This window comes from Aeromonas sp. sif2416, assembly GCF_019218665.1.
Taxonomy (GTDB): domain Bacteria; phylum Pseudomonadota; class Gammaproteobacteria; order Enterobacterales; family Aeromonadaceae; genus Aeromonas; species Aeromonas encheleia.
This window is the reverse complement of record NZ_JAHUXC010000009.1, coordinates 68,904-91,586: the sequence shown is the minus strand read 5'-3', so window position 1 is coordinate 91,586 and position 22,683 is coordinate 68,904. Positions and strand designations below refer to the sequence as shown.

18 protein-coding genes are annotated in these 22,683 nt (G+C 65.1%); 11 read left to right on the top strand and 7 right to left on the bottom strand.

Annotated elements, in window-relative coordinates:
* The first annotated feature begins 19 nt into the window (after positions 1–19).
* The 3 genes from fdhD (at position 20) to KW821_RS16185 (ending at position 4,486) form a co-directional block, all read left to right on the top strand.
* Positions 20–805: a formate dehydrogenase accessory sulfurtransferase FdhD gene (fdhD, locus tag KW821_RS16195; protein WP_218292166.1), complete on the top strand. Its 786-nt coding sequence runs from the start codon at positions 20–22 to the stop codon at positions 803–805.
* Entirely contained in the window at positions 789–3,080 is a 2,292-nt protein-coding gene (locus KW821_RS16190; RefSeq protein WP_218292165.1) for an FdhF/YdeP family oxidoreductase, read from the top strand. Before fdhD ends, KW821_RS16190 begins: the two co-directional genes overlap by 17 nt.
* 275 nt (positions 3,081–3,355) lie before the next feature.
* Positions 3,356–4,486: a hypothetical protein gene (locus tag KW821_RS16185; RefSeq protein ID WP_232018934.1), complete on the top strand. Its 1,131-nt coding sequence runs from the start codon at positions 3,356–3,358 to the stop codon at positions 4,484–4,486.
* A gap of 16 nt (positions 4,487–4,502) precedes the next feature.
* Here KW821_RS16185 and KW821_RS16180 read toward each other — a convergent pair whose 3' ends face one another.
* Both KW821_RS16180 and KW821_RS16175 read right to left on the bottom strand, forming a co-directional pair.
* Positions 4,503–6,080 (bottom strand): sensor domain-containing diguanylate cyclase, encoded by a 1,578-nt coding sequence (locus KW821_RS16180; RefSeq protein ID WP_218292164.1) that lies wholly within the window; start codon positions 6,078–6,080, stop codon positions 4,503–4,505.
* A gap of 229 nt (positions 6,081–6,309) precedes the next feature.
* A complete protein-coding gene (locus KW821_RS16175) occupies positions 6,310–7,206 on the bottom strand; it encodes a LysR family transcriptional regulator (protein ID WP_218292163.1) in 897 nt (298 codons plus the stop codon).
* Positions 7,207–7,353: 147 nt separating this feature from the next.
* Here KW821_RS16175 and KW821_RS16170 point away from each other — a divergent pair, with 147 nt between their 5' ends.
* Positions 7,354–8,790 (top strand): glycoside hydrolase family 1 protein, encoded by a 1,437-nt coding sequence (locus KW821_RS16170; RefSeq protein WP_218292162.1) that lies wholly within the window; start codon positions 7,354–7,356, stop codon positions 8,788–8,790.
* Positions 8,791–8,948: 158 nt separating this feature from the next.
* On the opposite strand, the gene KW821_RS16165 is transcribed toward KW821_RS16170, so the two are convergent.
* Together KW821_RS16165 and KW821_RS16160 are read right to left on the bottom strand one after the other, a co-directional pair.
* Positions 8,949–9,707 (bottom strand): SDR family NAD(P)-dependent oxidoreductase, encoded by a 759-nt coding sequence (locus KW821_RS16165; RefSeq protein WP_218292161.1) that lies wholly within the window; start codon positions 9,705–9,707, stop codon positions 8,949–8,951.
* A 150-nt stretch (positions 9,708–9,857) separates the two neighbouring features.
* Entirely contained in the window at positions 9,858–10,868 is a 1,011-nt protein-coding gene (locus tag KW821_RS16160) for an AraC family transcriptional regulator (protein ID WP_218292160.1), read from the bottom strand.
* A 228-nt stretch (positions 10,869–11,096) separates the two neighbouring features.
* Between KW821_RS16160 and KW821_RS16155 the strand changes: the two genes are divergently transcribed.
* From KW821_RS16155 to KW821_RS16145, 3 genes are all read left to right on the top strand, one after another.
* The gene (locus KW821_RS16155; protein WP_218292159.1) at positions 11,097–13,121 is read left to right on the top strand and encodes a glycoside hydrolase family 3 protein; all 2,025 of its coding nucleotides are present in this window, start codon (positions 11,097–11,099) and stop codon (positions 13,119–13,121) included.
* Between the two features lie 197 nt (positions 13,122–13,318).
* On the top strand, positions 13,319–14,164 hold the full coding sequence (gene nfo / locus KW821_RS16150) for a deoxyribonuclease IV (protein WP_218292158.1): 846 nt from the start codon (positions 13,319–13,321) through the stop codon (positions 14,162–14,164).
* 21 nt (positions 14,165–14,185) lie between these two features.
* Positions 14,186–15,187 carry a Gfo/Idh/MocA family protein gene (locus KW821_RS16145; protein ID WP_218292157.1) on the top strand — a complete coding sequence of 334 codons (1,002 nt, stop codon included), beginning with the start codon at positions 14,186–14,188 and terminating at the stop codon, positions 15,185–15,187.
* A 69-nt stretch (positions 15,188–15,256) separates the two neighbouring features.
* Here the strand turns inward: KW821_RS16145 and KW821_RS16140 are convergent, their stop codons facing one another.
* Positions 15,257–16,171: a LysR substrate-binding domain-containing protein gene (locus tag KW821_RS16140; RefSeq protein WP_218292156.1), complete on the bottom strand. Its 915-nt coding sequence runs from the start codon at positions 16,169–16,171 to the stop codon at positions 15,257–15,259.
* 104 nt (positions 16,172–16,275) lie between these two features.
* Here KW821_RS16140 and KW821_RS16135 point away from each other — a divergent pair, with 104 nt between their 5' ends.
* The 4 genes from KW821_RS16135 (at position 16,276) to KW821_RS16120 (ending at position 20,736) form a co-directional block, all read left to right on the top strand.
* Positions 16,276–17,265, top strand: a complete 990-nt coding sequence (locus KW821_RS16135) for a TDT family transporter (RefSeq protein WP_218292155.1) — start codon at positions 16,276–16,278, stop codon at positions 17,263–17,265.
* Between the two features lie 264 nt (positions 17,266–17,529).
* The gene (gene lpxM / locus KW821_RS16130) at positions 17,530–18,519 is read left to right on the top strand and encodes a lauroyl-Kdo(2)-lipid IV(A) myristoyltransferase (RefSeq protein WP_218292154.1); all 990 of its coding nucleotides are present in this window, start codon (positions 17,530–17,532) and stop codon (positions 18,517–18,519) included.
* A 152-nt stretch (positions 18,520–18,671) separates the two neighbouring features.
* Complete coding sequence (locus KW821_RS16125; RefSeq protein ID WP_218292153.1) at positions 18,672–19,667, top strand: lauroyl-Kdo(2)-lipid IV(A) myristoyltransferase; 996 nt, start codon at positions 18,672–18,674, stop codon at positions 19,665–19,667.
* A 208-nt stretch (positions 19,668–19,875) separates the two neighbouring features.
* Entirely contained in the window at positions 19,876–20,736 is an 861-nt protein-coding gene (locus KW821_RS16120; protein ID WP_218292152.1) for a PA4780 family RIO1-like protein kinase, read from the top strand.
* 106 nt (positions 20,737–20,842) lie between these two features.
* Here KW821_RS16120 and KW821_RS16115 read toward each other — a convergent pair whose 3' ends face one another.
* Entirely contained in the window at positions 20,843–21,721 is an 879-nt protein-coding gene (locus tag KW821_RS16115; RefSeq protein WP_218292151.1) for a pirin family protein, read from the bottom strand.
* Between the two features lie 80 nt (positions 21,722–21,801).
* Positions 21,802–22,614: a DUF3106 domain-containing protein gene (locus KW821_RS16110; protein ID WP_218292150.1), complete on the bottom strand. Its 813-nt coding sequence runs from the start codon at positions 22,612–22,614 to the stop codon at positions 21,802–21,804.
* Positions 22,615–22,683: the final 69 nt, after the last annotated feature.

Below are 22,683 nucleotides of genomic sequence, written 5' to 3'. Positions count from 1 at the left end.
ACATTTTTAAGCGTGTCGTATGGACCCTTTCAATGCATGGTTGCCCAGGCTGGACGAGCTGGTGGAAGAGGCGGCCCTGTCAGTCAATATCAACGGCATCAACCATGCCGTCATGATGGTGACCCCCGACGATCTCGATGATTTCGCCATAGGTTTCCTGTTCGGCGACGGCATCATCGCGGGCAATCAGGATGTGCACGACATCCAGATCACCCCCTCCGAGCAGGGTATGGTGCTCGATGTGACCATCGCCAACCGTTGCCTCGCCGCCCTGAGCCAGCGCAAGCGCCGCCTCACCGGCGCGACCGGCTGCGGCATCTGCGGGGTCGAGGCCATCGAACATGCCTTGCCCGCCCTGACCCCCCTAGCACCGTTGGCACCGCCTGCGGCCACTAGTCTTGCCAACTTGCGAGAACGCATCGCCCCCTGGCAGCGCAAGGCCCGCCAGAGCGGCGCGCTCCATGCCGCGCTGGCGCTCGATGAGCAGGGTGAGATAGTGGCCTGCCGGGAAGACATAGGCCGGCACAACGCCCTGGACAAGCTCATCGGCATGCAGCTGCGCCAGCCCGTGCGCGCCAGCACCCTGGTCATCACCAGCCGCTGCGGCAGCGAACTCATTCACAAGGCCGTGCAATTTGGCGCCGCTCACCTGATAAGCCTCGCATCCCCCAGCCAGCTCGCCGTGCGACTGGCCCTGAAATACAACCTGAACCTCATTCATGTGCCCAGGTTTGACGCCCCGGTCTACTATTCCCATGGCCGGCCCTCAGACCAGATCGGAGAACCCAATGTCCAGTCATATTGAGAAACCAGCCAAGGCCGGTGGATTTTCTTCCCTGCAATCCACTTTCAAGCAGGTGCTGCGTAGCCAGAAGACCCGCCAGAACATCAAGAACCTGCTGCGGGTCAACCAGACCGATGGCTTCGACTGCCCGGGCTGTGCCTGGGGTGACAACAAGCAGGGGGCCTTCCAGTTCTGCGAGAACGGCGCCAAGGCGGTGGCCTGGGAGTCGACCGGCAAGACGGTGGGGGCCGCGTTCTTTGCCGAGCATTCGGTGCGCCGCCTCGCCAGCCAGAGCGACTACTGGCTCGAATATCAGGGCCGTCTGACCGAGCCGCTGCGCTACAACCCGGCCAGCGATCACTACGAGCCGGTAAGCTGGGATCAGGCCTTCGCCATCATCGCCGCCAAGCTGCAGAGCCTGGCCAGCCCGGACGAGGTGGAGTTCTATACCTCGGGGCGGGCGAGCAACGAGGCCTCCTACCTCTATCAGCTGTTCGGTCGCCTCTATGGCACCAACAACTTCCCGGACTGCTCCAACATGTGCCACGAGGCGAGCGGCGTCGGCCTGATCCAGTCGGTCGGGGTGGGCAAGGGCACTGTGGTGCTGGAGGACTTCGACGTCGCCAAGGCGATCTTCGTGTTCGGCCAGAACCCGGGTACCAACCACCCGCGCATGATGAACGCCCTGCGCCAGGCGGCGCGCCAGGGTTGCCAGATAGTCACCTTCAACAACTTGAAAGAGGTGGCGCTGGAGCGCTTCGCCAGCCCCCAGAGCCCGGCCGAGCTGCTGACCCCGGCGGCCACCCGCATCAGCCACCAGTACCTGACCCCCAAGCTGGGCGGTGACATGGCGGCGGTGCGCGGCATGGCCAAGTACATCCTGGAGGAGGAGGGCGGACGCATCGATCTCGCCTTCATCGAGCAGCATACCGCGCACTTCGATCAATACCTTGAGCAGGTGCGGGCCACCGACTGGGCCCAGATAGAGGCCCAGTCCGGGCTTGGCCGGGACGCCATCAGCCAGGCCGCCAGGATCTTCGCCCAGAGCGACAGCGTGATCAGCTGCTGGGCCATGGGGATCACCCAGCACAAGCACTCGGTCGACACCATCCGCGAGATAGTCAACCTGCACCTGATGTGCGGCCAGATTGGCAAGCCGGGGGCGGGGCTCTGCCCGGTGCGCGGCCACAGCAACGTGCAGGGCAACCGCACCATGGGCATCAACGAGAAGCCGAATGCGGCCTTCATCGACCGGCTCGAGCGCCGTTTCTCGGGGCTCAAGCGCACGCCTGGGCACAACGTCTACGAGGCGCTCAAGGCCCTGCATGCAGGCCAGAGCAAGATGATCGTCTGCCTGGGCGGCAACCTGGCGGCGGCCGCGCCGGACACCGACTTCACCTATGAGGCGCTGCGCAACAGCGAGCTGAACGTGCAGATCAGCACCAAGCTCAACCGCAGCCACCTGATGGTGTCCCGGGATGCGCTGATCCTGCCCTGTCTCGGTCGCACCGAGCTCGACAGGCAACGTACCGGCATCCAGAAGATCACCGTGGAAGACACCTTCAGCATGGTGCACGCCTCGACCGGCATGAACGATCCTGTCTCCCCGCTCTGCCTGTCCGAGATCGACATAGTCGCCCGCATGGCCGAGGCGACCCTGGGGAGCGAGCGGGTAGATTGGCTGGCCCTGCGCGATGACTACGGACTGCTGCGGGATCTGATCGCCGAGACCATCGCCGGCTTTGACGACTTCAATCGCCGCATCGAGGAGCCCTGCGGCTTCCACCTCGAGAACGCGGCGGCCAAGCTGCGCTGGAATACCCGCAGCGGCCTCGCCGAGTTCAGGCCGAGCCGGTTGCCGGACTCCATCCTGCCCGACTGCACCCGCCACGCCGAGCAGATGGTGGATCAGCCGGTCTTGCTGCTGCAGAGTCTGCGCTCCCACGATCAGTACAACACCACCATCTACGGCATGGACGATCGCTATCGCGGCATCAAGGGGCGGCGCAACGTGGTGTTCATGAACGAGGCGGATGCCCGCGCGCTCGGGCTGGCCGAGGAGCAACAGGTGGACATGGCCGCCATCTGCAACGATGGGCGCGAACGGGTGGTGCGCGGCTTTAGCGTCATCTTCTACGAGATCCCGCGGGGCAACATCGCCGCCTACTACCCGGAGACCAACCCGCTGGTCGCCATCGATAGCATAGGCGAGGGCTCCTTCACCCCGACCTCCAAGTCGATCCCCGTGCTGGTGAGCCCGACCAGGGCGCCGGCCAGCCTCGCCGTCAACCTGTAGCCTGTCGCACTATCCCATTCGACCCCTGCCATCGGCAGGGGTTTTTTCATCTCTGGCGTTCGTGCTAACCCAGTGTGCGCCGAAGCTGTATGGCGATTGTACGGCTAACCATCTTTGGGTAGCTGGGGTCCGGGCTTGCCGATATGCTTGCCCCCCTTTCCCGGTCGCCCGTGACGAATGTCAGCGGCCGGCAACCTGAATACGGAACGCGCCTGCGAAGCTGGGTGGCCCAGCGCCGCCGCAGTACCGCGCGTGACCCAGTGCGGATCCCATACATGCGTAACTCGACCTCCCCTCTGCTGGCCGGCCTGGCCCTCACCATGACCCTGGCGGCGGCCCCCGTGACCGCGGCAGAACCCGCCAACGAGGATGCGAAAGCCGGCCAGGATGGCAAGCAGGGCGAGGAGACGGCGAAGGCCGATCGTTCCCCCTGGCTGTTCGTGCCCCTGCTGAGCTCCAGCCCCAAGCTGGACACGGCGGCGGGCCTGATGGTGGGTTATCTGCATCAGTTCGATGAAGAGTCGCGTCCGTCGCTGTTCACCCTCTCGGCCAAGTACACCACCTCCGAGTCCCTGATCGCCAGCGCCTTCGCCAAGACCTCGTTCGGGGCGGATCACCACCGTATCGTCGGCGGCATCATCTCCGGCGACATCAACAACAGCTACGAGGACTACCTCGGCACCGGCCGCGCCCTGGAGACCAACGACAACTTCCGCTCCGCCTTCTTCCGCTACTTGTACCGGGTGGAGGGGGACTGGTTCGTGGGCGGCATGGCGGCGTACTCCAACTACGAGATGCAGGGTCAGGATCCGCAGTCGGATCAGATCCTCGACGAGCTGGGGCTGGAGGGCTTCACCTCGGGGGGGCTCGGGCTGGTGGTGCAGCATGACTCTCGCGACAGCGACTTCAGCGCGACCAAGGGCTGGTACCTCAACGTCAACAACCTGGCCTATCGGGAGGGCTTGGGGGGAGAGCAGGACTTCGACATCTACCGGGTCGACTACCGGGGCTACTGGAGTCACGGGGAGGGTAACGTGCTCGCCTGGCGCAACCGCAACCAGTTCTCGCACGACGCGCCGAGCGGCTCCTATTCTCCCATCTACCTGCGCGGCTACACCCCGGGCGAGTACCTGGCCCAGAACATGTCGGCGGTCGAGGTCGAGGAGCGCTACAAGCTGGCGGATCGCTGGACCCTCACCGCCTTCGCCGGGGTGGCCTGCCTCTACGGCGACGCCGTCAACGGTGAGTCACTGGACTGCTCCGACAGTGACAACATCTATCCCGCCTGGGGGGCGGGGGTCCAGTATCTGCTCAAGCCGGAGGCGGGCATAGTCGCCAACCTCGAGTATGCGATGGGCAAGGATGACAACTCGGGCATCTATCTGAAGATGGGTTACAGCTTCTGACGCTGGGCCCCGCCCATCAACACATTCCCACCACCACGCAATTCCTGCCTCGGTGCTTGGCTTCATAAAGCGCCTTGTCCGCACACTTGAGCACCTCCCCCAGGGTGGCGCTGGCATGTTCGGGCCAATGCGCCACGCCGAGGGAGAGGGTGACTCGTCCCACCCTGGCCATCTCATGGGCCGCTACCTTCAGCCGCAGCCGCTCGGCGATCGCCTGGGCCTGCGACAGCGAGACCCCGGGTAGCAGCAACAGAAACTCCTCACCGCCGCTGCGGAACAGGGCCGCATCCGGCCTGATCTCCTGCTGCATCAGGCCGGCCAGGGCGATGATCACCTCATCCCCGACGTCGTGACCGAAGTTGTCATTGATGGCCTTGAAGTGATCGATGTCCAGCGCGATGACGGACAGGGCCCGGCGCTCGGCCTGATATTCATCCAGCATCTGCTGCATCGCCCGCCGATTGAGGAGACCAGTCATGGGATCTGTGTGGCTGTCGTTGTGCAATTTGTCGATCTTGGTATTGAGCAGGCCCAGCCCCTTGAGGATGGCCTGCTTCAACTGGGCCGCCTCGAAGTACCAGGCGCGGATGCCGGCGATGTTAGAAATCGCCTCCTGCTGATCCATCAGCCTGGCCCGGTTGGCCAGCTGGCGCAGCGGCCGGGAGATGAAGGTCGCCGAGAGCCAGATGACGAAGAGGATGAAGAGGGTGAGAGGGACCATCTGCATCAGCACGCCGGACAACTGCTCGTCGAGCCCCGCCAGGGTGGCACTGCGTGGGCGCTGGGCGACTATGCCCCAGCTCGCGCTGGCAACCGGTGCGAAGCCTGCCAGCATGTCGGTGCCCCCGGAGTTGATCACACTCAGTGCCCCCTGCTGCCCGTTCAGCACCTCGTCAACTACCTGATTGTCCTCGATCTTCTGGCCAATGCGCTGGGGATCCGGGTGATAGATCAGCGTCTTCTCCCGATCGACCACATAGAGGTAGGAGCCATCCTGGTAGTAGTGCTGGCCCAGCATGCTGGAGAGGATGCTGGCCGACTGCAGGTAGATGGTGCCGGCGACGTAGCCGAGGTAGCGCTGATCGGCCGCAAACACCGGGTAGGAGAGGCTGATGAGGTAGTTGCCGGAGAGCGAGACGAAGGGGTCCGAGATCAGCGGCTGCTGCAGGTTGAGGGCTTGCCGGGAGATGGGGGAGCTGAGCTTGGCCCCCTTGAGCTGCAGCGTCTCGGGGGAGACGGCGACTATGGTGGCGTCGCGGTTGACGATGACCACCGAGTTGAAGGTGTTGGTCTGCAGGCGCAGGCGGCTGACCTCCTCGTCGAGGCCCTCCAGGTCCCTGGCCTGCAGCAGCGGCGCCAGCAGGGAGGCGCTGTAGGCCAGCTGCCCCTGGGCGGATTGGAGCATGGCATCGGCGGAGGCGGCCAGCTTGGCGGCATAGACCCGGTTGGCCTCCAGGGTGCTGGCGATCAGCAGCTGTCGCTGGGCCTGGTGGACGGCGTAGAAACTGTTACCAAAGGTGGCCAGCACGCCGAGGACGGCCAGGGCCAGGATGAGGCGGTGCAAATCGAATTTCAGCAGCCAGTGAGGTGGCATGGGGGACAGGGATCCTTGTCGGGCGGCGCATCGAGCGCCGGGGTCTATGGGGAGATTCTAATGGGCTTGTCCGCCGAAAAGCTACTGCTAATCAGGCGGCTCGCCCATAGAGATCCATCCCCTCCCGCCGCTCGAGCCTCTTTCATCCCGAATCCATCCTTCCGTTCAGCCGTCGAGCACCGCCTTGTGCAGCGAGGCCGGCCGCAGGCTCAGCCGGCAGGGCGCTACGCTATCGGCCCTGAGCCGGGGTGGCGTCTCGGAGCTCGGGATCCCCGAGTTCGGCCACCGTCTGCCAGAAGGCGTCGATGAGCGGGTTGTCGCTCTGGGGCGGGCGGGTGAGGCCGATGATCCAGCTCGCCTCGGGCTCCATGAGCGGCAGGGCGATCACGTCCGGGTGCTCTATGGTGGTGGAGGAGGGCACCAGGGTCCAGGCGATGCCCGCCGCCGCGGTGGCGATGCCGGCGGCGAAGTCGTTCACATACTGGATGTCGCGAAAACGCAGCCCGCTCTGGGCCAGGTAGTGCACGAACTGATCGTGGAAGGAGGGGGCCTTGTCCCGGCGCAGTATGGCCAGCGGCTTGTCCACCAGATCCGCAAAGCCGCCTATCCCGCGGAAGCTGGCGGGCAGCACGGCGACGAAATGGGCGCGCACCACCGGCAGGAAGTGCCAGCCCCTGGGGGCGGGCAGGCGGCAGAAGCCGAGATCCAGCTTGCCCTCGGCGAGCGCCATCAACTGGTGATGGGTGGAGAGATCGTTGAGCTCGATATTCACCCGGGGGCGGGTCGCCCGAAAGCGGGCGATGGCGGCGGGCACCAGCAGCTTGGTGGCCACCCCGAAGCCGATGCGCAGGCTGCCGCCGCTGCCCGCCAGCACGTCGCGGGCGGTGCGGCCGAGCTGCTCGCTCTGCGCCACCAGGGCGCAGGCATCCGCATAGAGCGCCCGTCCGAGCAGGGTCAGCCGGGTGCTGCTGGCGTTGCGCTCGAACAGCTCGCCGCCAAACTCCGCCTCCAGCCGCCGTATCTGCTTGCTCAGGGCCGACTGGGTGATGTGCTGGCGCGCCGCCGCCTGGCCAAAGTGCAATACCTCCCCCAGGGTGACGAAGGCCTTCAGGTCTCTCAGCTCCATCGCTGCTCCTTCATTCCTGTGTGGAATGTTGAATGGTCAAAATTGTCATTGGACGGAATTCTAGAACTGTTCGATGCTTGTGCCAATTCATTCAGGGTGCCCAGGTTGCCAAGGTACTCAGGTTTCAAGCAGCAGGAGACAAGCCAGATGCATCACCCCAAGTTCAATGACTTCCCCGCGGACTTCCTCTGGGGCGCCGCCTCCGCCGCCTATCAGGTCGAAGGGGCCTGGGACGCCGATGGCAAGGGCCCCTCGGTGTGGGATCTGTTCACCAAGTTGCCGGGCAAGACCTTTGAGGGCAGCAACGGCGACGTGGCCGTCGATCACTATCATCGGGTGGAAGAGGACGTGGCGCTGATGGCCGAGATGGGGCTCAAGGCCTATCGCTTCTCGGTGAGCTGGCCGCGCATCTTCCCCACCGGTCGGGGCGAGGTGAACGAGGCGGGGCTGGCCTTCTACGAGCGGCTCATCGACAGCCTGATTGCCCACGGCATCGAGCCGGTGCTGACGCTCTACCACTGGGATCTGCCCCAGGCGCTGCAGGAAGAGTACGGCGGTTGGGAAGACAGGCGCATCATCGACGACTTCGAGCGCTACTGCGTCACCCTGTATCAGCGCTTCGCCGGCAAGGTGAAGTACTGGGTCTCCCTCAACGAGCAGAACTACAACCTGACCAACGCCTATCAGCTCGGCACCCATCCGCCCGCGGTGCAGGACAGGAAGCGCTTCTTCGCCGCCAACCACATCGCGTTTCTGGCCAACGCCCGGGTCATCAAGGCGTTCCGCCAGCACGTGCCGGGCGGTCTGATAGGCCCGAGCTTCGCCTACTCGCCGGCCTATCCGGCCTCCTGCGCCCCCAGCGACATGCTGGCCTATGAGAATGCCGAGGAGTTCACCAACCTCTGGTGGCTGGATGCCTACTGCTTCGGTCGCTATCCCCAGGCGGCGCTTGCCTATCTGAGGGAGACCGGTGAGGCGCCCGAGATCCTGCCGGGGGATCTGGAGCTGCTGCGGGAAGGCACACCGGATTACATAGGGGTCAACTACTACTATACCCTGACCTTCACCGACAACCCGATCGGCGGCCAGACCATGCAGCGCATCAACACCACGGGCCAGAAGGGCACCACGCCGTCCAGCGGCGTGCCGGGTCTCTACAAGACCACCCCGAACCCGCACCTCGAGACCAGCAACTGGGACTGGGCCATCGATCCCACCGGGATGCGCATCGCCCTGCGCCGTCTCTCGTCCCGCTACGGCCTGCCGCTGATGATCACCGAAAACGGCCTCGGCGAGTTTGACAAGCTGACCGCGGACGGCCGGGTGCACGACGACTACCGCATCGCCTACCTGCAGAGCCACCTGAAGGCCTGCCAGGAGGCGCTGCAGGACGGGGTCGAGCTGCTCGGCTACTGCGCCTGGTCCTTCACCGACATCCTGAGCTGGCTCAACGGCTACCAGAAGCGCTACGGCTTCGTCTATATCGAGCGGGACGAGCAGAGCAGCGGCTCCTTACGCCGCATCAAGAAGGAGAGCTTCCACTGGTACAAGAGCGTCATCGCCTCCGGCGGCAAGACGCTATAAGGCGTCGCCCCGGCGCACGGACGGTGCCAGCCCGCTGGGCCAGTCATGCAAGCGGTCAGGTAAAACCGGGCAGATACAAAGAGGCCCCACCTTATGGTGGGGCCTCTTGTTTTTGCGCTCTCCAGGGCCCCCGAGACGATGGGGTCCGGGATGGACACTCAGATAAAGATGCCGCCCGAGACCTCGATGCGCTGGGCGTTGAGCCAGCGGTTGTCATCGGAGAGCAGGGCGGCGATCACGCCGCCGACGTCGTCCGGCTGGCCGACCCGCCCCAGCGCGGTCTGGCTCGCGATGCGCTCGTTGACCGCCTTGTTGTCGCGCACCAAGCCGCCGCCGAAGTCGGTCTCGATGGCGCCGGGGGCCACCACGTTGACGGCGATCCCCCGCGGGCCCAGCTCCAGAGCCAGATAGCGGCTCAGCACCTCGATGCCCCCCTTCATGGCGGCGTAGGCGGCATAACCCGGCAGGGCGAAGCGGGTGAGACCGGTGGAGAGGTTGACGATGCGCCCGCCGTCCATGATCAGCGGCAGCAGCTTCTGGGTCAGGAAGAAGGTCCCCTTGAGGTGAATGTTGAGCAGGGTGTCGAACTGCTGCTCCGTGGTCTGCTCGAAGTCGGCGTGGATGCCGACCCCGGCGTTGTTGACCAGGAAGTTGAAGCGCTCGCGCCGCCACTCCCGTTGCAGCAGCTGGCGCACCTCGTCGGCAAAGGCCGCGAAGGAGGCGCTGTCACCCACATCCAGCGCCAGGGCGTGGGCCTTGACCCCGAGCGCCCGCGCCTGGGTCACCACGCTGGCGGCCTCGTCGGCCTGACTGCGGTAGGTGATGATGAGGTCGACCCCCTTCGCCGCGAGGGCCAGGGCCGAGTGTTTGCCGAGGCCGCGGCTGGCACCGGTGATGAGGGCAATGGGGTGGGTCATGCTGTGACTCCTGTCTGGGTGGATGGCGGGGGCTCGGTGCGAGCCGACAGGATCACAGTATTGTCTCTTTCTGGCGGGATAACGATGCCGACGGGTCAGCGCCTCGCTGTCAGCGTCGTCCGCGCTGGCTGAGTGGGCGCCGACCCGCACTCAGAGCCGGCAGCGCCGTGATCGGTACTGGCTGGGGGATTGATCGAAGGCCTCCTTGAAGAAGCGGCTGAAGCTGCTCTGGCTGGCGAAGCCGAGTCGTCCCCCCACCTCCTGCAGTTGCAGGCCGGGATCCTGCAGCAGGCGGCAGGCCTCCTCCCGCCTGACCTGATCCAGCAGCGCCGAGAAGTGGCAGCCCTCCTCGCGCAGGTAACGATTGAGGGTCCAGCGGGTTAGCTTGAGCGTCTCGCAGATCTCGCCGAGCAGCCGGTGGGGCTCGCCGTCCCCCTGCCAGAGCCGCAGCCGTATCAGCTCCAGCACCCGCTCACGGTAGCGGGTAGGCGGGTGGAGCAGGCTCATCTGGTTGCCAAGCTCCCCCAGCAGCAGGGGCTGCAGGGCCAGGTTGTGGCCGGCATAGGCGAGATCGAGCAGGGCGGCGGGGAAGCGCAGCTCAAAGCCCGTTCCCAGTTGCAGCCGCCCTCCCAGCCAGGCGGCCAGCTCGCGCCACAGCTTGGGTCGCACCGGCGTCGGCAGCACCAGCTGGCCCTGCCCCGGGTGATAAAACTGGAGCAGGGCATAGAGGTGGCAGAGGTTGGCCAGGCTGCTGATGGCGATCACGTCCGGGTGAGCGGACTCCGAATGGTAACTGAGCCTGGCTTGTCCCTCTTCCTCCCGCAGGAGGATCCGGTCGCACTCGCCGATCAGGGGGCGGTAGGAGAGGAAGAAGTGCAGTGCCTGGCGCAGGGTGGCGGCATTGCAGCAGAGGCTGGCCAGGGGCAGGAAGTCGGCAAACAGCCCGGTCAGCGAGGGGGGCGCCCAGCCGCGGGCGAGATCCGCGTGGGGGGCGACCTGGGCCAGCAGCCGGAAGTGGCGCTGGGCATCGATCCTGCCCTGGGGCAGTTGCAGCTCTTCTCTGGCTATCCCGGCGGCGAGCAGGAGCTGGGCCGGATCCCGCCCCTGAGTCTGCCAGTGGGCGAGGCAGTGCTGGGCTATCCGGTTGGAGACTGTCTTCACGGCGAAATCCTTGTCAGCGGTGGCCCACCATGATCCAGCACCGGCCACAAATTGCTGTGACCCAGGTGCGGTTAATTGTTTCAATATTGTAACCAAGCGTAATCCTGCAACCCTTTTCACAGTTTTGCATGCTGCTCCCAGCGGGCAATTTCCTGCACCCGTCGGGCAAGTGAAGGGGCTGGCTTTTCCATACAGTGGCCTGACCTACACACATGGAAGGTCACAATAATGAAATACCACCGTCTCGCCCTGACCATAGGCGCCCTGCTGCTGGCCGGGTGCAACAATGACAACGACTCCACCCCCAAGCCCGAGCAACCCAACCTGGGGCACCGCTCGGCGGCCCTGATCGAGCAGGATGGCCTGCAATTCAAGGATCTGGATGCCAGCGGCGACCTGACCCCCTATGAAGACTGGCGCCTCGGTGCCGGCGAGCGGGCGCGGGATCTGGTGGCGCGGCTCAGCCTGGCCCAGAAGGCGGGGCTGATGATGCACGGCACCCTGGTGCTGGACGGGGAGGGGCGGGTCAATCTGGCCGCCATGGACAAGATGCTGAAGAGTGATGGGGTCAACACCTTCATCACCCGCATGGCCGGCGATCCGGCGGCGATCGCCGAGGACAACAACCGGCTGCAGGCGCTGCTGGAGGGGGTGGGCCTCGGCATCCCGATGACGGTCAGCACAGATCCGCGCAATCACTTCACCCATGATCCCAATGCCACCAGCATCGGCGCCGGCGCCTTCTCCCAGTGGCCGGAGACCTTAGGATTAGCCGCCATCGGCGATGCCGTCCTGGTGCAGCGCTTCGGCGACATCGCCCGCCAGGAGTACCGCGCCGTGGGGATCCAGGAGGCCCTGTCACCCCAGGCGGATCTGGCGACCGAGCCGCGCTGGGGCCGCATCAACGGCACCTTCGGCGAGAACAACCAGCTCGCCAAGTCCCTGGTCAAGGCCTACATCGAGGGCTTCCAGCAGGGGAGTGACGGCATAGGCCCGCAGAGCGTCGTTACGGTGGTCAAGCACTTCGCCGGGGCCGGCCCGCAGAAAGACGGACTGGATGCCCACAACCCCTGGGGCAAGGAGCAGGTCTATCCGGGGGGTCAGTTCGCCTACCATCTGGTGCCCTTCGAAGGGGCCTTCGAGGCCAAGGTGGGGGCTGTCATGCCCTACTATGCCCTGCCGGAGGGCTTGACCCATGAGGGACAGGCCATCGAGGAGGTGGGCTTTGGCTTCAACCGCCAGATCCTGACCGAGCTGTTGCGGGGCCACTTCGGGTTCGAGGGGGTGGTGCTCAGCGACTGGGGCATAGTCAACGACTGCAACGCCCGCTGCGAGGAGGGATTGAGCCAGGAGGAGGTGGCGGCCGGCGTCAGCCCCTGGACTGTGCCCTTTGGCATGTCCTGGGGGGTGGAGAACCTGACCAAGGCCCAGCGCTACGCCAAGGCCATCGCCGCCGGGGTGGATCAGTTCGGTGGGGTGGAGGATCCGGCCCCCCTGCTGGCGGCCGTACAGGCGGGTCTGGTGACCGAGGCGGCGGTGTCGAACTCGGCTCTGCGCATCCTCGAGCAGAAGTTCGCACTGGGGCTGTTTGAGAACCCCTACGTCGATGCCCAGGCGGCGGTGACCCTGGTCGGCAACAGCGCCTTCCAGCAGGAGGCCCAGGCCGCGCAGGCGGCGGCCCACGTGCTGCTGAAGAATGACGGCGCCTTGCTGCCACTCAAGGCCGAGGGCAAGCGGGTCTATCTCCATAACGTCAATGCCGAGGTGGCGACGGCCAATGGCTATACGGTGGTGACGGATCTGGCCCAGGCCGATCTCGCCATCGCCCGGGTCAATGCCCCAGGCGAGCAGGATCCCCGCTTCCCGTTTGGCAGCATCCACTTCGGTCAGCTTGGCTTTGCCAGCAGCGATCAGGTGGAGCAGGAGACCGCCCATGAGGGGGTCTACCATGGGGCGGACGAGCTGGCCGCCATCCAGGCCATCGAGCAGGCCGGGGTGCCGCTGGTGCTGTCGGTCTATCTGGACAGGCCCGCCATCCTGACCGAGGTGGCCCCCGCGGCCCAGGTGTTGCTGGCCAACTTCGGTGCCCTGGATCAGGCGCTGTTCGATGTCATCAGCGGCAAGGCCAAGGCCAGGGGCAAGCTGCCGTTCGAGCTGCCCTCCAGCTGGCAGGCGGTGCTGAACCAGCAGTCGGATGTGGCGAGCGACTCCGCCAGCCCGCTCTACCCCTATGGTGCCGGGCTTGACTATTGAGTCATGACTGACCACCACCCTGAACGAGGCGCCTGCGGGCGCCTTTTCTATGGCACCCATCGAAGATCTCGGTTTGGCGCGGGCGGGGGGCTTGGGCATAATGGCGCCTCACAACGCAGACCCCATGAGGCGCCGCATCGGACGTTCAGCTTGGCGCGGGTCTGCCTGATGACGGTTCACAGTGCAGAGGAGATGTTATGAAATTTATCGGAGCCCACGTCAGTGCGGCCGGCGGGGTGGAAAACACCATCGCCCGCGCGCAGGCCATCGGGGCCAATGCCTTCGCCCTGTTCACCAAGAACCAGCGCCAATGGCAGGCGGCGCCGCTCTCCGAGGCCAGCATTCGCGCCTTCAAACAGGCCTGCGACAAGGCGGGCTTTCGCCCCGAGCAGATCCTGCCCCACGACAGCTACCTCATCAATCTGGGTCACCCTGACCCCGATGCCCTGGCCAAGTCCCGGGATGCGTTTCTGGACGAGATCAAGCGCTGCGAGCAGCTTGGCCTCTGCTACCTCAACTTCCATCCCGGCAGTCACCTGAAGCAGATCCCCGAGGCCGTCAGCCTGAAACTGGTGAGCGAGTCCATCAACTGGGCGCTGGAGCGCAGCCAGGGGGTCAGCGCCGTGATCGAGAACACCGCCGGGCAGGGCACCAACCTCGGCTGGTCGTTCGAGCACCTGGCCACCATCATCGACGGGGTGGAAGACAAGAGCCGGGTCGGCATCTGTTTCGACACCTGCCACGCCTTCGCCGCCGGCTACGATCTGCGCAGCGCCGAGAGCTGTGCCCAGGTGTTTGCGGATTTCGATCGCATCGTGGGTTTTCAGTACCTGAAGGGGATGCACATCAACGGTGCCAAGTGTACCTTCGGTAGCCGGGTCGACCGCCACCACAGCCTGCTGCAGGGTAATCTGGGGGAGGCGGTGTTCCACCACATCATGAACGATGCGCGCTTCGACGGCATTCCGCTGATCCTGGAGACCATAGACGAGACGATCTGGGGTGACGAGATCCGCTGGCTGCGCAGTCTGGCCAAGGCATAACCGGTGCAGGAGAGAGAACGGATGCAAACAGAGGAACTGACGGGGGCGCCACTGCGCTGGGGCATCGCCGGGGCGGGGGTCATAGCGCGCCGTTTCTGCCAGGATGTGAACCTGCACGCCGGCGCGGGCCGGGTGGTGGCGATCGCCGCCCGTGATCAGGGGCGGGCGAACGCGTTTGCCTGGGAGCAGGGGCTGGCGCTGGCCTATGGCAGCTACCAGGCGCTGGCCGAGAGCACCGAGGTCGATGCCGTCTATGTGGCGGTGATCCACCCGGAGCATGCCGGGCTGATCAGGCAGATGTTGCTGGCGGGCAAGCACGTGCTGGTGGAAAAACCCGCCGTCACCCGGGTGGCGGATTGGGATGCGCTGGTGGCGCTCTCCCATGAGCGCGGCCTCTTGCTGCTCGAGGCCATGAAGGTGATGTGCTTCCCGGCCATGCGCACCCTGCTGGCGCGGCTGCCCGCCTTGCCCGCCCCCCGCTCGCTGCGGGCGGCGTTCGGCTCGGTGCAGGAGCGAGGCGGCAAGCTGTTTGATCCTGGCCTGGACGGCGGTGCCGGCTGGGACGTCGGCGTCTATCCGCTCTGGCTCTATGCCGCCTTCTGTGAGCGACTGGGGCTGGCGGCGGGAGAGCCCGAGCTGCGTCTGGTGCGGGCCGAGGGGGAGGTGGATCTCGCGGCGCACTTCGTGTTTAACGGGCCCCTTGCGGCCGAACTCGGCGCCTCCATAGTCGAGGATCTCGACAAGAGTGCCTATCTGAGCGGAGATGTGAACGGAGAGCGCTGGGAGCTGGTACTGGAGGGCAAGTGGTGGAACCCGCAGCATGTTCGCCTGCTATCCGCCGGGCCCCTGGCCCATTGGCCTGAGGATATTCACCTGCCGGTGCTGGGGGGCGGCATGCAGCATGAGGCGGATCACTTCGCCGATTGCGTCCGCCAGGGGCTGCTGGACTCCCCCTGGCTGCCCCAGGCCCTGAGCCGCCGGGTGCTGGGCTGGGTCGAGGCAGGGCTGCAGATCGGGCGCTGAGTGGCTCGGAGCCATCCTGTCTGACCGAATGAAAGAGGGCGCCACGGCGCCCTCTTCGTCACGGGTCTGTCAGGGCGTCGGAGTGCCGGCTCGTGCCTGCTCAGGGCCCTGCTGGCTGCGGCAAAATGCCAAGAAGCGGCGCAGGGCGGCGGAGTGGTACTTCTGCTTGTGCCAGATGAGGGAGAGTCGGCGGGGGAAGGACTGGCTGAGGGAGAGCGCCACCAGGCGGCCGCTCTGCAACCGATCCGCCACCGCCAGCCGGGAGACGAAGGAGAGGCCGAGGCCATGCTCCACCGCCAGCATCACGGCCTCCAGGGTGTTGAGCTCGAGCCCCGCCCGCCAGTGCGGCAGCCTGGGCTGGAGCTGCTGCTCGAACTGCTCGCGGCTGCCGGACTGGGGCTCGCGCAGCACCCAGGTTTCACCGTCGAGCCGCTCGGGGGAGAGGGCCGCGTGCGCGGCCAGGGGGTGGGCTGGCGGGGCGATTATCAGCATCTCGTCCTCGAGCCAGGGCTCGGTCACCAGATCCGGGTGATGGTTCTCTCCCTCGATCAGCGCCAGATCCAGCTCGAAGTTGGCGAGGGCATGGCACAGCAGATGGGTGTTGGCGATGGTCACCCTGGGGGGCAGCCCCAGCTCGTGGGCACTGTCGGCCAGCAGGCTCGGCAGCAGGTAGTTGCCTATGGTCTGGCTGGCGCCGAGCCGCAGCTGGCCGCTGGGCTCGGCATCCGGGCGAAACAGCTGTTCTATCTCCTGCATCCGGGTCAACAGTTCCTCGGCGGCCGGTTGCAGCAGGCGCCCCTCGTTGTTGAGTTGCAGCCGCGGATGCACCCGGTCGAACAGCGGGGTGGCGAGCTGGCGCTCCAGCTCCTGCAGCGACTGGGAGACGGCGCCCTTGCTCAGGCAGAGTTCGCCCGCCGCCAGCCCCAGGTTGCCATGGCGGGCTATGGTGGCGAACACCTTGAGTTGTTGCAGGGTCAGCTTCATTTTTGTTTGGTTTTCCTGAACGTTTAATTCAATTCATTTAGATATCGTAAACGATAGACCCTCATTATCCTATGCACATCGTCATCAATAAGAGGGTATCAGACATGATCGCAAGAACCCGCCGCTCCCTGGCCGCCGCCCCGACCCCCATGGCAGGGCTGGCACTCGGGATCGCCAGCCTCGGCTGGTGTTGGGAAAACGCCGGTCAGTTCGATGGTCGCCTGCAACTGCTGGGCGGAGCCATCGCCGCGGCCCTGCTGCTGATCCTCACCTGCAAGTTCGTGCTGCACCCGCGGCTGCTGTGGCAGGATCTGGCCCACCCCGTGGTTGGCAGCGTGGTGCCCACCTATGCCATGGCCACCATGGTGGTCTCCAAGGCCGTCGGGTTGCTGGCGCCGGCGCTCGGCCAGGGGCTCTGGCTGTTTGCGGTGGTGCTGCACCTGCTGTTCCTGGCCACCTTCATCTGGCACCGGGCCAAGGCGTTCGAGCTCCATCACATGGTGCCGAGCTGGTTCGTGCCGCCGGTCGGGATCATAGTGGCGGACGTCGCCTATCCGGGCGGCCCCTTCGCCGGGCTGGCCAACGGTCTGCTCTGGTTCGGCATGATCTGCTACGGCCTGATGCTGCCGTTGATGCTCTATCGCCTGATCTTCAGCCACGAGGTGCCGGATGCCGCCAAGCCGACCATCGCCATCCTGGCCGCCCCCGCCAGCCTCTCCTTGGCCGGCTACCTGACCGTGAGCCAGGATCCGTCGCTGCTGCTGGTGGCCACCCTGCTCGGGATAGCGCTCCTGATGACGGGCATCATCTACCTGGCCTTCGTCAAGCTGCTGCGTCTGCCGTTCTCGCCAGGGTTTGCCGCCTTCACCTTCCCGCTGGTGATAGGTGCCACCGCCCTGTTCAAGGTGGCTCACCTGCTGGCGCAGTGGCCTGAGGCGGCGCACTATGGGGCGCAGATCACCCGGCTGGCCTATGTCGAGCTCGGTGTGGCGACCCTGATCGTCGGCTACGTGGCGCTGCGTTACCTGATGTTCTTCCTACCTTTGGGCCAGGCGCGCATGACGGTGGCGAACCCGCCTCTGGCGCGTCGTTAAGGGCCTGACCGGACTCGGCGAACTGTCCAATCTTGTCATCGGCAAAACACCCCCTCATGCGGGGTGTTTTGCATTGTACATGGCCGGCTGAGTTGCTTTTCTGAGCGGGAGAGGTCCGCCCTCGGGGGAGGGGCGCCAGGCCCCTTGGCCAGAGGCGTGAGCGGGATCAGGAAGCCGATGATTCAGGTGACATTAAGATAGCTTTAACTGGTATTACCTGTCAGGATTGCCACAATTGCCCATTTTCATCATTCGATAGTATCCATGTCCTCCCAAGATCCCGTTTTTGACTCCTCTTTTCAGCCCCGTTTGCTGCATCCCCGTTACTGGCCGAGCTGGCTGGCCCTGGGTGCCCTCGGCGTGTTCGCCTTCGTGCCGCCGCGCTGGCGCGACAGACTGGCCGACGCCCTGGCGCCGCTGGTGCTCAAGATCTCGAAGAAACAGGTCTATATCGCCAGGACCAACCTCGCCATCTGCTTCAAGGAGAAGAGCGAGGCCGAGCGGGACGCCATCCTGATGGCCTCCGTCCGGGTCGGCCTCAAGAGCCTGCTCGGCTTCGGCGAGTTCACGGTGCGCAGCCCCGAATACCTGATGAAACGGATCCAGGTGAGCGGCTGGGAGTACATAGAGGCGGAGCAGGCCGCCGGTCGACCGGTGATCCTGGTGGTGCCCCACAGCTGGCCCATCGATGCGGCGGGTTACTACTTTTCCCAGCGTGGCGTGCCCATGTGCACCATGATGAAGAGCGCCCGCAACCCGGTGTTCGACTGGCACATCAACCGTGAGCGGGCCAAGAATGGCTGCCGCGTCTATGAGCGCAGCGCCGGCATCAAGCCGGTGATCAAGGCGGTCAAGTCCGGCCTGAGCTTCTTCTACCTGCCGGATCAGGATCATGGCCGCGAGGCGAGCATCTTTGCCCCCTTCTTCGACTATCCCAAGGCGACCCTGCCTGCCCTGCCACGGCTGGTGAAGCTGACCGGCGCCAAGGCGGTGCCGGTGCTGGCCTGCTATGACGAGGCGGCGCACTGCTACAAGCTGGAGATAGAGGCCCCCTTCGCCGACTACCCGAGCGAGGATCTGCTGGCTGACACCTGTCGCATGAACGATTGCGTCGAGCGGCAGCTGACCCGTCACCCCGGACAGTACATGTGGTTCCTCAAGATCTTCGATACCCGCGAGGGACAGGAGGGGCCGGACGGCCTCTACGAAGAGGGGATCCGGCGCATTCGCCGTGGGCTCTCGCCCCATCCCTGAACCCCAGCTTAATGCGCAGTTGCGAATGGCCCCAAGTGGGCCATTATTTATTTCTAACTAGTCTGATCAGTGACTTGGCGGCGGCTCTGGGCGGCCTTGGAGTAGAAAAAAATGTCAGGATCACTAAAATAACCCTCTGTTTTGATGATTCGATGGCGACCATGTCCTCACAAGATCCGGTGTTCGACACCTCATTTCATCCGCGCCTGTTGCACCCGCGTCTGTGGGGAAGCTGGCTGGCACTCGGCCTGCTCTCCCTGTTGGCCTGGACGCCGGCCCGCTGGCGGGACAGGTTGGCCGACGGGCTGGCGCCCGTGCTGCTGCGGTTTTCCAAGAAACAAGTCTATATCGCCGAGACCAACCTCAAGATCTGCTTCCCCGCACTGGATGCGGCCGGGCGCAAGCGGCTGTTGCTCAAGTCCATCCGGGTCGGCCTCAAGACTTTCATGGGCTTTGGCGAGCTCACCTGGCGCGGCAAGACCTTCCTCAAGAGTCGCATCAAGGTGCGTGGCTGGGAGCATATAGAGACCGAGCTGGCCGCCGGACGCCCCATGATCTTGGTGGTGCCCCACACCTGGGCGGTGGACATGATAGGTCGCTACCTGACCGATGAGGGGGTGCCCCTCTGCACCATGATGAAGAGCCCCAAGGATCTGGTGTTCGACTGGTATATCAACCGCGAGCGCAGCAAGGGCGGGCGGGTGTATGAGCGCAGCGTCGGCATCAAGCCCGCCATCAAGGCCCTGCGCGGGGGGGACAGCTTCTTCTACCTGCCGGATCAGGATCATGGCCGCGAGGCGAGCCTGTTCGTGCCCTTCTTCGGCCACCCCAAGGCCACCCTGCCGGCCCTGCCCAAGCTGGTGAAGCTGACCGGTGCCAGGGCGGTGCCCATCCTGGCCTGTTATGACGAGGATGAAGGCTGCTATCGGCTGGAGGTGGAGCCGCCCTTCGACCCTTATCCCACGGCGGATCTGGTGGCGGACGTCAATGCCATGAACCGTATGGTGGAGCGGCAGCTCAGCCGCTTCCCGGAGCAGTACATGTGGTTTCTCAAGATCTTCGAGACCCAGGAGCATCAGGAGGGGGAAGACGGCCTCTATGAAGAGGGGATCCGGCGCATCCGGCAGGGGCTGCCCCCCGAGCCCTGACCGGTGCGGCCCTCACAAAGGTGGCTTGGCGGGCATGATAGTGTCTCATTTGTCGCCATTTTCTGCGCCCTCCGGCCGGTCCGGACGGGAAGAGGCGGGGGATAGCGACGCCAGAGGGATATGGGATGGGAAAACGAGGCTGCGCCGGACTGTCTTGTCCTACGCAAACAAGGTGCAAACAAGGTGCAAATAAGGTAAAAGGGCGGTCATGAAAATTCCAAATCGAATCCAACCTCTGGTTGATGACGGCCTGGTCGACGATGTCATCAGCCGGCTGATGAGCGGCAAAGAAGCCGACGTCTATGTGGTGCGCTGCGGCGACGAGATCCGCTGCGCCAAAGTCTATAAAGAGGCGGCCAAACGCAGCTTCAAACAGGCCGTGGTGTATCAGGAAGGGCGCAAGGTGCGTAACAGCCGCAGCGCCCGTGCCATGGAGAAGGGCTCCAAGTACGGTCGCAAGCAGCACGAAGAGGTGTGGCAGAACACCGAGGTGGACGCCCTGTTCAAGCTGGCCGCCGCCGGCGTGCGGGTGCCCAAGCCCTATGTCTGCCTCGATGGCGTGCTCCTGATGGAGCTGATCACCGACGAGGAGGGCAATGTGGCGCCCCGCCTCAACGACGTGGCGCTCAGCCCCGAGCAGGCGCTGGCCGATCACGCCAAGGTGATCCGTTACGTGGTGCGCATGCTCTGCGCCGGCCTCATCCACGGGGATCTCTCCGAGTTCAACGTGCTGGTGGATGCCCAGGGCCCCGTCATCATCGATCTGCCCCAGGTGGTGGACGCCGCCGCCAACAACCAGGCCAAGGCGATGCTGGAGCGGGATGTCAACAACATGCGTAACTACTACGGCATGTATGCGCCCGAGCTGCTCCAGACCCGTTATGCCAAGGAGATGTGGGCGCTGTTTGAAGATGGCAAGCTCAGCCCGGAGAGCGAGCTGACCGGTCTGTTCGAGGAGAGCACCGAGGCCATCGATCTCAGTGCCGTGCTGCACGAGATCGAGAGTGCGGAGGAGGAGGCGATGGAACGCCGTGCCCGCATGAAGGCCGAGCAGGAAGAGGAGTTCTGAGGCCAAGGCCCCTCGACTCGTCTCTCTCATCCCTCATCAAAAAGAGTGCCCCTGGCGCTCTTTTGTTTTTTGCGGCCCTTGATCAGCAGATGATGGGATCGGCGGATCAGAGCCCGGCCAGGGGCGGGGCGATGAGACGGGGGCCGGGGTAACCTGTCACCTCACCGAAGCGCGGATGACCGCTCTCCCAATCCAGGGCGGCGGTACGAATGGCCTCCCTGTCAAAGCTCACGAAGTTCCACCAGATCTGCAGCGGCTGGGTCAGGGGCTCACCACCGATCAGCAGCAACCGGGCGCCGGCTGCCAGCTCGACCTCCAGGCTCTGCTCACCCGGCGGCAGGTAGATGAGCTGCTCGGGGGCGAGGGGCTCCCCGGCGATGCTCACCTGACCCTGCAGGGCAAACAGGCCGTGCTCGAACGCGGGATCGAGCGCCAGCCGCAGGCGTTGCGCCTGGCGACTGTGCAGGTCCAGCCCCAGGATGGGGGAGAAGCAGAGGGTTGGCGCGCTGCGGGCCTGATAGTCGCCGATCAGCAGGGTGAAGCGGGTCTCGCCCTCCTGCCAGCTGGGCAGCTCGGGGTAGTGATCGAAGCGGGGACGGGTATCCTTGTCCGCCTCGGGCAGGGCGATCCAGAGCTGGGCGGCATGCAGATCGGGGTGGCCCGCCACCGACTCCTCGGTGTGCACTATGCCGCGCCCGGCGGTCATCAGATTGACCTGCCCCGGGCGGATAAGTTGCTCGTGCCCCAGGCTGTCGCGGTGCAAGATCTCCCCCGCCAGCATCCAGGTGAAGGTCTGCAGACCGATGTGAGGGTGGGGTCCCACGTCCAGACCCGCATCCCCGGGGGCGAAGCGGGTCGGCCCTATGTGGTCGAGAAAACACCAGGGGCCTATGGTGCGTCGCTCCTTGACCGGGATGGCGCGGGCCACCGGGATGCCGCCCACGTCGGTGAGGCGGGAGGCAATGCGTTGCCACTGTTGTTCCATGTCATGCTCCTTGCTGGGCGGTGTTCCTGCTGCATCAGGATAGTGTATCCCTCACGCTCGCCGAGAGGGATGGGTCAGGGCTAGCGGCGGCGACCTCCACCTCCGAAGCTGCGCATGGGGGTGAAACTCGGCCTTATCGCCGGTCTGACGGTGGGTATGCGCACCGGGGTGACCATGGAGCGGGGAAGGTGCGGTCTGGCATCCACCCTGGACGGGGTCCCGGGGGTCAAGATGCCGTTATTTGTCTTGGGCAGGGTGGAGGGCGTCAGTGCACCATTATTGACCCTGGGCGGGGTGGAGGGCAGCAGGCCGCCGTCGACCTTGGGCTGTGCCCCGGGTGTCAGCAAGCCATTATCGACCTTGGGCTGTGTCCTGGGTGTCAGCAAGCCGTTGTCGACCTTGGGCCGCGGCGTTGGCGCCAGCATGCCGTTCTCCCCCCTGGGGAAGGTGCCGGCTCTATAGTCCAGTGGCGAGCGGGGGCCTTTGTCGGGGTTGCTCAGGCTCGGTCTGTTCTGGCGGTTGTCACGCAGGGCCTGTTTCTGCTCCGGCGTCATGGCATTCCAGCGCGTCGCCAGCTCGCCCCGCAGGGCGGCCACATCAGGCTGGCCATTGTTGTCCTGCCAATCCTGGTACTTGTCCTTGATCTCCTGCTGGCGCTCTTCATCGAGCCCGCTCCACCATTTCTTGATCAGCTCGTCGAAATCCCCCTCGTTATCACAGCACCAGGGGTAGTGGTCATCCCAGTAATGGTAGTAATCGTCATACCACCAGGGATAGGAGCCATAGTAGCTGCCATAGGAAACACCGACGCTGGCAGTGCCGACCGTTGAAGAGGTCGTCGAGCAGCCGGCGAGGCTCAGGGCCAGCAGGGAAAGCAGCAGGGCGGTACGCATGGGAACTCCTGGGAGAGGGCGAGACCATGGGCCGATTATACGGCAAACCGTCTCGCCGAGCAGCCAGGA